The organism is Chitinophaga silvisoli (genome assembly GCF_003412465.1).
Classification (GTDB): Bacteria; Bacteroidota; Bacteroidia; order Chitinophagales; family Chitinophagaceae; genus Chitinophaga; species Chitinophaga silvisoli.
The window spans coordinates 174,536-187,556 of sequence record NZ_QTJV01000002.1; the positions used below are offsets into that span (position 1 = coordinate 174,536).

Consider the following 13,021-nt stretch of genomic DNA (forward strand, 5'->3'; position numbering starts at 1 on the left):
TTTTTAGATCAGGATCTGAATCTCCACACGGGATAACTACTACCTTTCTCAAAGATTTCCTTTTCTGATGGCAATTCCAGAAATCCATCTGCCTGCAATAAAGCTGCCAGATCTCCGGAACCGTGATAGGGAGGTGGCAAGGCAATGAGCTGACCACCGGCTACAGGGTGCAAACGCACAGGCATGAAATAGGTCAATGGTGGTTTGAAGTGGACATCGGTACCCAGCACGGCATATGGCTCAGGTGCAGCAGTAATTTGCAAAGATGCCTTGAGCCATGGCAGCACATATCGATAACAACACATGAACCCGGAAACCGGGTTACCGGGCAATGCAAATACGACCGGGCCATTTTCAAAATGGCCGAACAGGAAGGGTTTGCCGGGGCGCTGTTGTACTTTATGAAATACCAGCTGCATGCCCAGCTCTTCCAATGCCTGCGGCAGATGATCGTATTTACCTGCGGAAACGGCTCCTGTGCAAATTAATACGTCCTGGTCTAATAACGATCCTAATAACTGTTGTATTGCTGTTAAATCATCGCTGACATGATAGCAGGAGGCTTGAATACCCAGTTCAGCCTGCAATGCAGCGGCGAGTGTATAAGAGTTGGAAGTACGTACCTGGTGGATGTCAGGAGTTTCTGATACAGGTACCAGCTCATCGCCGGTGGTGATGATGGCCACTTTGGGCAGACGGCTTACGCTGACCATCGTTTTGCCAACGGATGCCAGTACCCCTGTTTCCGCAGCAGAAATACGGGTACCTGCTGCGATCAATACCTGACCTGCGGCAGCATCGGCACCCTGACGGTGAATATGTTGGCCCTGTTCTACACCCGCTTTGATGGTAAAGCGGCGAAAGCCATCATGCTCCGAAACTTCAAGATGTTCATACTGGATCACGGTATCTGTTAGTTCCGGAAGGATAGCACCAGTCATCACTTCTATACAATCGGCCATGCTACCAAGTTGTTTACGCGGCATACCTGCGGCCTGAATGTCTTCTACGCCAAATACGATTTGCCCTTTGGCATAGGTTTCGAAATTGATGGCAATCCCATCCATCGTAACGCGGTCGTAAGGAGGGAAATCACGATCGGATAATACGGGTTCGCGCAGGACTCTTCCTGTAGCGGCAGTAAATGGTACCTGCTCCATGCCGAAGTCTCTGGCTACTCCCATGACGGCAGCATAGGCAGCTATGACATCCATTAGCATATGTTAACAGCTTTCTTTGTAAATTTATTCTATTATGAGCAATGATTCAAGTAAACAAGGTTTTTCTCACCTGAATGCAGCCGATCAACCAACCATGGTAGATGTAAGCGGTAAAATGGTGACAGAAAGAATGGCGGTAGCGGAAAGCAGGGTCTTTTTGCCGGCGATCATCCGGCAACAATTCAGTGGATCGGATATTCATACGGCAAAAGGAGCAGTGTTTCAGACAGCGATCCTGGCTGGGATCATGGCTGCAAAAAAAACGCCAGATCTGATTCCGCTTTGTCATACATTATTGCTGGACGGTTGTAAGGTAGATATTGAACTGGAAGGAGAAGAGGCTGTGGTGAGATGTACGATCAAAACCACGGGCAGAACAGGTGTGGAGATGGAAGCATTGACGGGGGCCAGCATTGCAGCTTTGACCATCTATGATATGTGCAAGGCATTCTCTCATGAAATGGAGATCAGGCAAACAAAATTAATCAGCAAAACAGGCGGTAAACGCGATTTCTGATGTCAGCTTTATATGGATTGATATTATGTGGCGGGCGAAGCCTGCGCATGCAGCAGGATAAGAGCCAGCTGAATTACCATGGTTTGCCGCAATGGCAATATTTAGCGCAGTTACTGGCACCACTAACAGAGCAGGTATTTCTATCCTGTCGTGAAGATCAGCAATTAAATACGGAGTTAACTGTGATCACTGATAGTGTAGGCGATGCTGGTCCGGCTACAGGGATCCTGAGTGCATACAAGGCATTTCCGGAGAGGGCCTGGCTGGTGCTGGCCTGTGATCTGCCTTTAGTCAGTGCACAAAGTTTATCCTTGCTGATAGCTTCAAGAGATGTTAGCAAAGAAGCGACTGCCTTCATCAGTTCTTTCAGGCAATCACCGGAACCATTGATGACGATTTGGGAAACGAAGGGATTGAAAAGGTTGGATGAGGAAAGAGGCTGCCCACGCAAAACCCTGCTGAAAGCGGATATCGCATTGATTGAAAATCCATTTGCGATAGAGCAGTTTAATGCAAATACACCTTCGGAAAGAGAGGAAGCGCTGAAAACGATTATGGATGCGCAGCTACCCAGATAGCCCCATCTTCAAAGAATTCTTTTTTCCAGATAGGGACTGTTTGTTTCAACGTATCGATGGCATATTCACATGCTTCAAAGGCTACACCCCTGTGTGGAGCGGCAGCGGCAATGACTACAACCGTTTCGCCGGGAAATTTTTCACCTGTGATGTGCAGGATGGCGATGCGGCTGATGCCCATTGTAGCAATAGTATGTTGCGCGATTTTCTCCATTTCGGCAATGGCCATAGGTTCGTAGCATTCAAAGAATAACTTCACTACTTTCCTCCCTTGTGTTTCATTGCGCACATTACCTACAAAGAGTACTACACCACCACAATCCGGTGATTCTACAAAGTTCAGTGCCTCCTGCACATTGATATCAGCTGCGATTTTTACGAGGACGTTCATACTTACATTTTTCAGCCTCCGCTTACGGGAGGTATTACGGCAATCTCATCACCGGGCAGTAATGATTGCTCATCGTTTGCATATACTTTGTTCACAGCTATCATCAGCGATCTTAGTTGCCGTAATGCAGGATATTGTGTATACAGCCATTCTTTCAGGGCTGCTACATCTGCAACTGCCGTAGTGGTGATAGCCGGTGTTCCCGCAATATCTTTTGCAATACCAAATAATAACACACGCATAGTTATAGATAAAGCTACGATAATGTAGTAATTTACATACGTCAAACTTTTTACGGGATGAAAATAAGAATTCGCGGGAATAGTATCCGCTACCGGTTGGATAAGGCTGATATCGCTACCCTGCAGGAACAGCAGCAGGTAGCAGAAGTTACAACGATTGGCGCTGGTACCCTGCACTTTTCTATACACGCCAGGGCAGGCGTTCCGGCTATTAAGCTGGAGCCAAATGGTGTACAATTATTCCTGCCTGTGGAACAGGTTGCTGCCTGGATCACAACTGAGCAGGTAGGTTTTAAACATGAATTGCCAAATGCAGATGGATCTGTATTGCACCTGCTGATAGAAAAAGATTTTAAATGTCTGACCGAAAGAGATGAGGACGAAAGCCAGGCTTTCGAGAATCCCGCTCAGCGTTGCTAAGATATGTTGACAGACGCACATAACCGTATTATTAATTACATCAGGCTGGCAGTGACTGATCGCTGTAACCTGCGCTGTACCTATTGCATGCCGGAGCAGATGCAGTTTCTGCAAAGGAGGGAACTGCTCACGAACGAGGAGATCCTCACCCTGCTAAAACCACTGGCTGCTGCAGGGATTGATAAATTACGGATTACGGGAGGTGAACCTTTCCTCCGGAAAGACCTGATGCCCTTATTGACGGAACTGACAGCATTCATACCTGAAATCTCTATCACTACTAATGGGGTGCTTACCCAGCCCTATATTTCTCAATTAAAAGCCTTAGGGATCCGGAAAATCAACCTCAGCCTGGATACCCTGCAGCGGGAGCGCTTCCTGGAAATCACGCGAAGAGACCAGTTTCCGGCTGTGATGCAGACTTTGTATAGTCTGCTGGAACATGATATGCTGGTAAAATTGAATGTGGTGATCATGGGTGGGGTGAATACGGATGAGCTAAAAGCCTTTGCAGAGCTGACTAAGCAAACACCTGTATCTGTACGGTTCATCGAAGAAATGCCGTTCAACGGGCAGGGACATGATTTCTCAGGCCATCAATGGAATTACCTGCGCATTCTCGATTCATTACGGGAATACTATGCCCTGGAACACTTGCCTGGTACGCCACAAAGTACAAGTATTAATTACCAGATACCCGGTTATCTGGGGCAGATAGGAGTCATCCCCGCTTACAGCAGAACATTTTGCGGTACCTGCAACCGGCTCAGGATTACACCTACAGGAGGATTAAAAACCTGTCTGTATGGAAGTGATGTATTGAACGTAAGGGATCTGCTGCGTAGCGGAGCCAGCAATGCATTCATTATGAACGAGATCCGTAACGCGCTGGGGAACAGGGCAGCCGATGGATTTGAAGCTGAACGCCAAAACCAACACTGGGATAGTATGTCTGTGATTGGCGGATAAATATAATTTCCCGATTCGAGTAACCCTCTTTCTTTTCCTGCTGTACCTTGTGTAAGGTCTGATATGGGATCATATTGATAATGAAGCGATTAATTGGCTGGTTACATCTCTGGCTGGGGCTTGCCTCGGGTCTGGTGGTTATCGTGGTTGCACTGAGTGGCAGCCTCTTGGTGTTTGAAGATGAACTGGAACACCTTTTTGAACCTTCTCTTTTTAGTGTACAGGCACCGGCAGGTGCAGAAAGGATGTCGCTGGATGCCCTCGCGGCGACCATCCGGGATACATACCCAAAGAACAAGCTTAATAATATTGAAATTCAACCTGCAGCAAATAGCACCGTCACTTTTTACCTGAAAAAAGGGAAGGCCAAGGGTGATTTGCTGATGGTAGTAATGGACCCGTATACCGGCAAGATTATTTATTCCGGCGAGCAGCAAAAGCGCTTTTTTGTAGTGGTAAAGAACCTGCACAGATACCTGTGCATGGGTGAAACCGGTAAGATGATTACAGGTATTTCCTGTAGCATTTTTACCCTCCTCATCATCAGTGGATTGATTCTATGGTGGCCTAAGAAGAATGCCCGTAAGCAGCGAATGAAAGTAAAGTGGAATGCCAGTTTTAAAAGATTGAACTGGGATTTGCATGCGGTCTTTGGTTTTTACATTCATGTGGTTATTTTCATTACCGCCATTACTGGTTTGATTTGGAGTTACAAATGGGTGAATAACCTGCTGTTCTATGCATTTGATGGCAAGCCGCAATCCAAGGTGGAAGCACCTGTAAGCAAGGCTGAAAAAATTAATGACGTTGCATGGTTAGATAAGATCTTTGCTGCTACCAACCAAAGACTTACTTACAATGGTATTGTAAATATTCGCTTCCCTGAAAAGAAGGACCAGGCTATTACTGTAGGTAAAGAGAATACAGACAGGATTACTACGCACATTGTAGATGTACTTTATTTCCAGCCAGGCAGCGGTACCTTTGTAGGCGATAAATTATTTGCCAATGATACCAGGGGCACGCAGGCGAGAAGACTGGTTTACCCTATACATACAGGAGGATTGTTTGGCTGGCCTACTAAGATCCTTGCTTTTATATGTGCACTCGTAGCTGCATCGCTGCCGGTGACGGGATTCCTGATCTGGTGGGGGAAGAAGCACAAGAAACCTATAGTAAAAAAACAAACCAGACAAAAATCTGTCGTCGCTTAAATGCAATAATAAGAGCTTGTATCAAAAGTAAAATTTCCGGCATTATGCGGATGCCTGATGGAGGGCATTTTCTTTTATTGAATACAGAATACCATCAAATTACTTTTGCAATCCCTCTTTCATTTAGTACGTGTTCATATTTTCGTCTATATCGTAAGCCCATGCATGTATACCACCCGTTACATTGTATACTTTAGGGAAGCCGGCAGCATCCAGTTGTTGTGCGATCATCATACTCCTCATTCCATGATGGCATAATACGGCTGTAGGAATGTCTCTTCTCAGCTGGGGGAGCATCCCACCTACCATGCGCATAGGGATGAAGACGGCCTGCGGCAGTTTACAAATCTCCCATTCATCAGGTTCTCTCACATCGATTAACTGTACCTCTTTTCCTGCTTCCAACCATTGATGTAATTCCTGCACGCTGAGTGCCTGCACACCACCTGTATCGCAGGGGATATCGTATTCTTCCATAAGTGCTGTGATGGGTTGTCTGACAGGTTTGAACTGAAATACCTGGTGAATATTACTTAATGTATCGATGGTCAGTAACTGATTGCTCAATGGTTCTCCTATTCCACACACGATCTTCACGACTTCATTGGCCTGATAGGTACCAATGATGCCGGGCAATACGCCTAATACACCGATATCACTGCAGTTCTGCATAGTACCGGGTGCCGGTGGTTCAGGGAAGAGGCAACGATAAGTAGCGCTTTCTTTATAGTTGAAAACGCTTACCTGTCCTTCGTATTTATGAATAGCGCCGTATACAAATGGTTTGTTCAACAGTACACAGGCATCGTTTACCAGGTAGCGCGTACCGAAGTTGTCAGAGCAATCGACGATGACATCGTAGGCTTTTAAAATTTCCAGCGCGTTATCCCGCGAGAGCCAGGTATCGTGCGGTATGAACTGTACTTCGGGATTGAGTTGCTGTAAGCGTTTGATGGCTGTAAAGAGCTTAGGCTGGCCTTGTTCGGCGGTATGGTATAAGACCTGTCTTTGCAGGTTGGTGATAGAAATTGTATCGTGTTCTACAATTCCGATTTTACCTATACCCATTGCTGTTAGGTACTGTAATACAGGCACACCTAATCCACCGGCTCCGATTACTAATATAGCTGCGTTGTTTAATAATTCTTGTTTGGCAGGACCAAATCCTTCCAGTTTCAAATGTCTGTCATACCTCATGTTACAATGGCTTTACTCGTTTCGACATCAGGATATTATCTACATAAGATCCATCTGGCTGGCGTATACCTTTTTGCATACGACCATATTCCATAAAGCCAAAGTTACGGTATAACTGAATTGCTCTTTCATTATTAGCAAGTACACTCAGCTGAATAATTTCTAATTGTGGATGTTGTTCCGCCCAGCGGGTAGCCGCAGTCATCATTCGTCTGCCAATGCCCATGTTCCAATAGCTATGGAGTACACCGATTCCTAAATTGCAAAGATGGGCTTCTTTTGAGAAGGTGTTCTGGCGGATAGAGAGGGTGCCTACGGGTTGATGGCCGGCAAAGGCTAAAAGCAGCAGGTCTTTTGTGTGATTAGAAAAAGAATGAATGAAATCTCTTTCATCTTCCACTGTCCAGGAGGCTGCATCCTCGCGGGTATAGAGCAGGAAATCCGTTTCGCTGATCAACTGGCGAAAATAGGATAGGAGTACGGGCGCATCGTCCGGTACGGCCTGGCGGATTTCCAGGGTTTGGCCATTGGGAAGAAAATGCTGCATATTAGATACAAATGTAATAAGAAATGGGGCTAAGATATTTCTACTCATAAAAAAAGGCCATCTCATTGCTGAGATAGCCTTTTCATTATAATGAGATCTTACATTATGCGATTTTGTCGCTGCCGAAATATGGCCGCAGCACTTCCGGAATCAGGATACCTTCTGCCGTCTGGTTATTTTCCAGGATACATGCCAGGATACGTGGCAGGGCCAGGGAGCTACCATTCAGGGAGTGAACCAGCTGAGGTTTTCCACCACCATCTTTGAAGCGGATCTTGGCGCGGTTAGTCTGATAAGATTCGAAGTTGGATACAGAGCTCACTTCCAGCCATTTCTGCTGTGCGGTGCTGTATACTTCGAAGTCGTAAGTGAGGGCAGAGGTAAAGCTCATATCGCCACCACAAAGGCGCAGAATGCGGTAGGGCAGTTGCAGGGACTGAATCAGGCCTTCTACATGTGCTACCATTTCGTCCAGTACTTCGTAAGATTTATCAGGGTGAACGAGCTGTACCAGTTCTACTTTGTCAAACTGGTGCAGGCGGTTCAGACCACGCACATCTTTACCATAAGAACCTGCTTCGCGGCGGAAACAAGGGGTATACCCTGTCATGCGTACAGGCAGGTCTGTATCTTTCAGGATCTCGTCGCGGTAGATGTTGGTGAGTGGTACTTCGGCAGTTGGGATCATGTAGAACCCGTCTTCGCCGATGTGGTACATCTGTCCTTCTTTGTCTGGCAACTGGCCGGTACCATAAGCAGAGGCTTCGTTTACCATGTGAGGCACCTGGTATTCGGTGTAACCCTTGCTGATGTTGTAATCCAGGAAGTACTGGATCATAGCGCGCTGTAAACGGGCACCTTTGTTTTTGTAAACAGGGAAACCGCTACCGGTGATTTTATTACCGAGTTCAAAGTCGATGAGGTCGTATTTTTTAACCAGGTCCCAGTGAGGCACCGCACCTTCGTAGAGGGTAGGGATGTCACCACCTTTACCTACTTCCAGGTTTTCTTCCGGGGTTTTTCCGGGAGGCACGATGGCAGCGGGGAGGTTAGGGAGTTGTACCAATGTATCGTGCAGCAACTTCTCAGTGGCAATCAGTTCTTCATTGATAGGCTGTAATTTCTCTTTTAATGATGCTACTTCCGATTTGCGCAGATCAGCAGTATCTTTCTGACCCTGAGCCATCAGTTTACCGATTTCTTTTGAAGCGGAGTTTACCTGGGCTTGGGTTTCATCATATTCCAGCGTCAGCTTTTTGCGCTTGTCATCCAGTGCCAGTACTTCATCAACGAGCTGGATTTCTTTGAAGTTTTTCAAAGCCAGACGTTCCAGTACCAGTTCTTTGTTTTGACGAATGAACGGAACTTGTAACATTGTACGATCAATTAAATTTTGCCAAAGATAAGAGAAAGCATGAAAAAACCTCTTCCGCCTTCAGCAGAAGAGGTTTCTTTGAGTATCGCGGGGCCGGCGGCCGGCTTTTAAAGATTTAGCTTAAATATTTCCCTACGATCGGAACCCTTCTGCCTACGCCAAATGCCTTCGATGACACCCTAATAATAGGACAAAACTGGTTCCTCTTATACTCATTATTGTTTACCAATTTGAGTGTACGCGCTACCAGGGCTGGGTCAAATCCCTGTGCGATGATCTCCTTAGGCCCTTGTCTGCGCTCTATGTATTGGTAAAGTATTTTGTCCAGTACCGCATAGTCAGGCAGACTATCACTATCCTTCTGGTTAGGACGTAATTCGGCTGAAGGAGCTTTGTCAATAATGTTCTGCGGAATGATTTCACCATTGCGGTTGATGTACCTTGCCAGTGCATAGACCTGCATCTTGTACACGTCTCCCAATACAGAAAGGCCACCAGCCATATCACCATACAGGGTACCATAGCCTGTGGACAGCTCACTCTTATTGGAAGTATTCAGCAGAATATAGCCGAATTTATTAGACAATCCCATCAGCAGGTTGCCGCGGATACGGGATTGTGTGTTTTCTTCCGCTACGTTGAATGGCAGGCCCTGGAAATATGGCTGCAGGGTTTGCAGGAAGCTTTCATAAATATCATTGATGCGAATGATGTCGTATGGGTTATCTAAGTTTTTAGATAAAGCCACGGCATCATCTACGGAATGCTCGGTTGAATAAGGAGAAGGCATTAAGATGGCACGCACATTTTCCTTGCCCAGGGCTTCTACGGCAAGGGCCAGCACCACTGCGCTGTCAATACCACCGGAAGAGCCCAGGATGGCCTTTTTGAACCCCATCTTACCAAAATAGTCTTTGATACCCAGCAGGATGGCCTGGTGAATGCGATCTATGTTGTGATCGAAGAGTAGTTCTGTAACAGGTACATATGGTTTTACGGCAACGGTGTTCGTTGCATTCTGCAAAGGCTCCAGTTCCAGGCCGTCGATGGCTTCTGTGAAGTAAGGGAATTCCTTTACGATATTGCCCTGTGCATCGAAGATGAGGGAACCTCCATCGAATACGATTTCTGTTTGAGAACCGACTGTATTACAGTAGAACATAGGCAGTTTGTACTTGCGTACATTGGCGCGGATGATCTCTTTGCGGTCTTCGTCATGATCGTAATCAAACGGAGATGCAGAAAGATTGATCATTACATCCGGCTGTTGTTCCATGAGCTGATCCATTGGACAGATCCGATAGAGTGGGTTATCGCCCAGGTTCCAGATATCTTCGCAAACGGTAACAGCCAGTTTCTTTCCTTTGAATGGGATGACATTCCAGGCGAATGATGGCTCGAAATAACGGTATTCGTCAAATACATCGTAGGTAGGTAGCAGGGTTTTGTGGATGATCTGCTTTACCTCACCTTCGTAGAGGAACCAGGCGGCATTGAACAGGTCTTTGCCTTCCGGTGCAGGGTTACGGCAGGGGCCACCTACCAGCACTGCTATATTTTGAGTATATGCCCTGATCTTGTCAATAGCAGCATAACATTGTTGTATGAAGTCCTCGAATTCCAGAAAATCCCTGGGAGGATAGCCACTTACACAAAGTTCAGAGAAGACTACGAGGTCTGCGCCCTGCGCTTCAGCCGTCTTGATCCCGTTCAGGATCTGCTGGGTGTTCCATTCGAAATTGCCTATGTGATAATTTTGTTGAGCCAGGATAATTTTCATCTGTAATAGCGTTGGACTGACACAAATTTCCTGAATTTTATAACAAAAAACGCTCCTACCTTTTGGCAGGAGCGTTTTTTTATGGGCAAATGCCCTATCCTTATTAAAAGAATAATCCCAATTTCAGTGCTATACTATTCATATTCACCTTGCCATCATTCCACTTTGCATTCCTGGTCACGTCAATGAATCCGTTTCTGTAATCCAGTCCTACCAGGCCTGTCAGGTTTTCTCCAAGGGGATATTCTACCCCTGCACCTACCAGCAAACCAATGTTTACGGGCTGTAAATCTCTCAGCACATTTACTTTGTCATAAGATTGGGTCAGGCTCACTACGTCAGCGCGACCTCTTACCGGGAATCCTAAATAGGTACCGAACTGGCCAAAGATATTCATTCCCGGGGCAGTTTCTGCCTTGAGTTTCAATGCCAGGGGTACTTCTACATAAGTTGCCTTGATATTATATTCAGCGGGATTTGCTTTATAGTCATCCAGGCCTTTGCCGGCATCGTATTTCAGTTTGCTACCTGCGGTGGTGATCTGTAAACCTGTTGCAAAGGCATAATGCCCTGCCTCATCCAGGAGGAAGTCCGCCATTACCCCAAAACTTATTCCCAGGCGACCTGCATTTCTATCAATACCTGACTCCTGTGGCACCAGCAGTGATACTGTAGGATCCAGCCTAAATCCCAGCCTTACCCGGTGCTCCTTTACATAATAACCGCGTTGTGCGTTGCTTATCAATGCAATTTTTAAAAACAGGATCACCAAAAATGCCTTTCTCATGATAATTTTATCTTTTTTTTAATACAAGGTATATAATATTTTTACCGCTCAGTAGTTTAGTAGAAGTATGCAAAATAAGACTAATAAATTAACCGGTATTTGTCAGCAGCTATTGCCCTATGTTCTCTTATTGTTCTGCCTGACAGCATGTACACATAAAAACGTGCCAGATGTCAGTAAAATTGCCATCAGTGTACATATTGACCGTTTTGATCAGGCGCTGGACAAGTTGGATACGGCGAACATCACGTTTGCCTTACAAAAACTGGATCAGCAATATCCTACCTTCCTGCCTGGTTATATTGAGCATATTATGAATTTCGGCCCTTATTCCGATACCAGCCAGATGGTTTTATTGCAAACAAAAATGCTGGTAGGCAACAAGGATTTCCGTCTTTTGCAGGATTCTATCAACGCGCATTACAAGGATGTAAAGCAGATTGAAGACGATCTGGCGCAGAGCTTTAAGTACATCAAATACTATTTCCCAAAGTTCCAGCCGCCTACCAGGGTTGTCACTTTCAGTTCTATGATCAGTAATTATGGTGCGGTGACGATAGACTCTACTTTAGGGATCGGACTGGATATGTACCTGGGAGCGGATTTCCCGATTTATGGGATGTTGCCTGATTACCCGGGGTATATGGTGAGGAAGTTTTCTTCTGAATACCTGGTGCCTAACTGTATACAGGTACTGGCGCAGCAATTATATCCTGGTGGCCAGCCAGGCGATAAACTGGTGATACAGCTGGTGAATGCAGGTAAGCACCAATACTTTATGGAGCAGGTGATGCCTTATACAGATGATAGCCTGAGACTGGGTTATACCGGGGAGCAGGTGAAGTGGTGCTTTGACAATGAGCAGATGATCTGGCAGTATTTTGTACAGCAGGATTTGTTGTATAAATCTGACTGGCAAAACAATATGCACTTTATGAACGATGGCCCTTCTACACAGGGAATGCCGGAAGGCTCTCCTGGCAGAATTGGCTCTTTTGTAGGTTGGAGAATCGTGCAGGCATATATGAAATCGCACCCTGATGTGACTTTACAACAGCTGATGGAGAATAAAGATGCGATGAGCATCTTCCAGCAATCCAAATATAGACCTAAATAAAAAACGGTGGCTCTGAAAAATCAGGCCACCGTATCTGGCTCAACGTAAAAATAGAAGCCGGATTGGGAAGATTCAGCCTTCCGGCGAAGCTACGATGCATTGGAAATACCTTTTGCCTAATCACCAATGCAATTCCATTTGAAAGAAGAGGGCTGAAATAAAAATTTCAGCGCCTGTAGCATATCAGTTAACCCCAAAATGTTCTATAAACGTATACCCTCTTATTGCTTATAATGATTTGATTGTGTATCTAACGATTACGATACAAATATAAATACTATTTCTGAAAAATGTACAATATAATATACATATCACAATACCACTTGTATTGTTGAGTTGATTGTAGTAAACTTAGTTTGTTAATTGCAACATGGGTAAAGAAAAGAAGGAACCTAAAAAGAAGGCGGTTCTTGGTCATTTTGATCACGACATTTTCCTCGAAGAATTAGGAAAACGCATAAAATTTTTAAGAAAAGACCGGGGATTCAGGTCTTACGAAACATTTGCCTATGATATCGACATTTCCCGTGTTGGAATGTCAAGGTACGAATCAGGGAAGTTTGATGATATCCGCCTCAGCACCCTCCTGAAGATCATTGATGGACTCGAAATGACACCGCAGGAATTTTTTGCGGAAGGATTTACTGTTACAAGGTCGGAATAAACG

The 13,021-nt window shown here is 45.5% G+C and carries 15 protein-coding genes; 7 read left to right on the forward strand and 8 right to left on the reverse strand.

Annotated features, from left to right (window positions below; genetic code table 11):
* Positions 1 to 8: 8 nt before the first annotated feature.
* Positions 9 to 1,214, reverse strand: coding sequence for a molybdopterin molybdotransferase MoeA (locus tag DXN04_RS06755; protein WP_116852576.1), 1,206 nt, complete (start codon positions 1,212 to 1,214; stop codon positions 9 to 11).
* Positions 1,215 to 1,254: 40 nt separating this feature from the next.
* Between DXN04_RS06755 and moaC the strand changes: the two genes are divergently transcribed.
* Positions 1,255 to 1,737, forward strand: coding sequence for a cyclic pyranopterin monophosphate synthase MoaC (moaC, locus tag DXN04_RS06760; RefSeq protein ID WP_116852577.1), 483 nt, complete (start codon positions 1,255 to 1,257; stop codon positions 1,735 to 1,737).
* Positions 1,737 to 2,315 (forward strand): NTP transferase domain-containing protein, encoded by a 579-nt coding sequence (locus DXN04_RS06765; protein ID WP_233525528.1) that lies wholly within the window; start codon positions 1,737 to 1,739, stop codon positions 2,313 to 2,315. Before moaC ends, DXN04_RS06765 begins: the two co-directional genes overlap by 1 nt.
* Here DXN04_RS06765 and DXN04_RS06770 read toward each other — a convergent pair.
* On the reverse strand, positions 2,290 to 2,706 hold the full coding sequence (locus tag DXN04_RS06770) for a molybdenum cofactor biosynthesis protein MoaE (protein ID WP_116852579.1): 417 nt from the start codon (positions 2,704 to 2,706) through the stop codon (positions 2,290 to 2,292). The genes DXN04_RS06765 and DXN04_RS06770 overlap by 26 nt on opposite strands.
* 11 nt (positions 2,707 to 2,717) lie before the next feature.
* Entirely contained in the window at positions 2,718 to 2,948 is a 231-nt protein-coding gene (gene moaD / locus DXN04_RS06775) for a molybdopterin converting factor subunit 1 (protein WP_116852580.1), read from the reverse strand.
* Positions 2,949 to 3,005: 57 nt separating this feature from the next.
* Between moaD and DXN04_RS06780 the strand changes: the two genes are divergently transcribed.
* From DXN04_RS06780 to DXN04_RS06790, 3 genes are all read left to right on the forward strand, one after another.
* Positions 3,006 to 3,368: a DUF7009 family protein gene (locus DXN04_RS06780; protein ID WP_116852581.1), complete on the forward strand. Its 363-nt coding sequence runs from the start codon at positions 3,006 to 3,008 to the stop codon at positions 3,366 to 3,368.
* Positions 3,369 to 3,371: 3 nt separating this feature from the next.
* Complete coding sequence (gene moaA / locus DXN04_RS06785; protein ID WP_116852582.1) at positions 3,372 to 4,337, forward strand: GTP 3',8-cyclase MoaA; 966 nt, start codon at positions 3,372 to 3,374, stop codon at positions 4,335 to 4,337.
* An 80-nt stretch (positions 4,338 to 4,417) separates the two neighbouring features.
* Positions 4,418 to 5,551, forward strand: coding sequence for a PepSY-associated TM helix domain-containing protein (locus DXN04_RS06790; RefSeq protein ID WP_116852583.1), 1,134 nt, complete (start codon positions 4,418 to 4,420; stop codon positions 5,549 to 5,551).
* A gap of 123 nt (positions 5,552 to 5,674) precedes the next feature.
* On the opposite strand, the gene DXN04_RS06795 is transcribed toward DXN04_RS06790, so the two are convergent.
* The 5 genes from DXN04_RS06795 to DXN04_RS06815 form a co-directional block, all read right to left on the reverse strand.
* Entirely contained in the window at positions 5,675 to 6,748 is a 1,074-nt protein-coding gene (locus DXN04_RS06795) for a HesA/MoeB/ThiF family protein (protein ID WP_116852584.1), read from the reverse strand.
* A gap of 1 nt (position 6,749) precedes the next feature.
* Positions 6,750 to 7,295: a GNAT family N-acetyltransferase gene (locus tag DXN04_RS06800; protein WP_158568882.1), complete on the reverse strand. Its 546-nt coding sequence runs from the start codon at positions 7,293 to 7,295 to the stop codon at positions 6,750 to 6,752.
* 103 nt (positions 7,296 to 7,398) lie between these two features.
* Entirely contained in the window at positions 7,399 to 8,670 is a 1,272-nt protein-coding gene (gene serS / locus DXN04_RS06805) for a serine--tRNA ligase (protein ID WP_116852586.1), read from the reverse strand.
* Between the two features lie 115 nt (positions 8,671 to 8,785).
* A complete protein-coding gene (locus tag DXN04_RS06810) occupies positions 8,786 to 10,450 on the reverse strand; it encodes an NAD+ synthase (RefSeq protein ID WP_116852587.1) in 1,665 nt (554 codons plus the stop codon).
* Positions 10,451 to 10,553: 103 nt separating this feature from the next.
* Positions 10,554 to 11,237: a porin family protein gene (locus DXN04_RS06815; RefSeq protein WP_116852588.1), complete on the reverse strand. Its 684-nt coding sequence runs from the start codon at positions 11,235 to 11,237 to the stop codon at positions 10,554 to 10,556.
* 67 nt (positions 11,238 to 11,304) lie between these two features.
* Here DXN04_RS06815 and gldB point away from each other — a divergent pair, with 67 nt between their 5' ends.
* Together gldB and DXN04_RS06825 are read left to right on the forward strand one after the other, a co-directional pair.
* A complete protein-coding gene (gldB, locus tag DXN04_RS06820) occupies positions 11,305 to 12,354 on the forward strand; it encodes a gliding motility lipoprotein GldB (protein WP_116852589.1) in 1,050 nt (349 codons plus the stop codon).
* A 370-nt stretch (positions 12,355 to 12,724) separates the two neighbouring features.
* Entirely contained in the window at positions 12,725 to 13,018 is a 294-nt protein-coding gene (locus DXN04_RS06825) for a helix-turn-helix domain-containing protein (protein WP_116852590.1), read from the forward strand.
* The last annotated feature ends 3 nt before the right edge of the window (positions 13,019 to 13,021 follow it).

Coding starts and splice junctions, on each gene's coding strand:
- DXN04_RS06755 (WP_116852576.1), bottom strand. CDS start 1,214: ATGGATGTCATAGCTGCCTATGCTGCCGTCATGGGAGTAGCCAGAGAC.
- moaC (WP_116852577.1), top strand. CDS start 1,255: ATGAGCAATGATTCAAGTAAACAAGGTTTTTCTCACCTGAATGCAGCC.
- DXN04_RS06765 (WP_233525528.1), top strand. CDS start 1,737: ATGTCAGCTTTATATGGATTGATATTATGTGGCGGGCGAAGCCTGCGC.
- DXN04_RS06770 (WP_116852579.1), bottom strand. CDS start 2,706: ATGAACGTCCTCGTAAAAATCGCAGCTGATATCAATGTGCAGGAGGCA.
- moaD (WP_116852580.1), bottom strand. CDS start 2,948: ATGCGTGTGTTATTATTTGGTATTGCAAAAGATATTGCGGGAACACCG.
- DXN04_RS06780 (WP_116852581.1), top strand. CDS start 3,006: ATGAAAATAAGAATTCGCGGGAATAGTATCCGCTACCGGTTGGATAAG.
- moaA (WP_116852582.1), top strand. CDS start 3,372: ATGTTGACAGACGCACATAACCGTATTATTAATTACATCAGGCTGGCA.
- DXN04_RS06790 (WP_116852583.1), top strand. CDS start 4,418: ATGAAGCGATTAATTGGCTGGTTACATCTCTGGCTGGGGCTTGCCTCG.
- DXN04_RS06795 (WP_116852584.1), bottom strand. CDS start 6,748: ATGAGGTATGACAGACATTTGAAACTGGAAGGATTTGGTCCTGCCAAA.
- DXN04_RS06800 (WP_158568882.1), bottom strand. CDS start 7,295: ATGCAGCATTTTCTTCCCAATGGCCAAACCCTGGAAATCCGCCAGGCC.
- serS (WP_116852586.1), bottom strand. CDS start 8,670: ATGTTACAAGTTCCGTTCATTCGTCAAAACAAAGAACTGGTACTGGAA.
- DXN04_RS06810 (WP_116852587.1), bottom strand. CDS start 10,450: ATGAAAATTATCCTGGCTCAACAAAATTATCACATAGGCAATTTCGAA.
- DXN04_RS06815 (WP_116852588.1), bottom strand. CDS start 11,237: ATGAGAAAGGCATTTTTGGTGATCCTGTTTTTAAAAATTGCATTGATA.
- gldB (WP_116852589.1), top strand. CDS start 11,305: ATGCAAAATAAGACTAATAAATTAACCGGTATTTGTCAGCAGCTATTG.
- DXN04_RS06825 (WP_116852590.1), top strand. CDS start 12,725: ATGGGTAAAGAAAAGAAGGAACCTAAAAAGAAGGCGGTTCTTGGTCAT.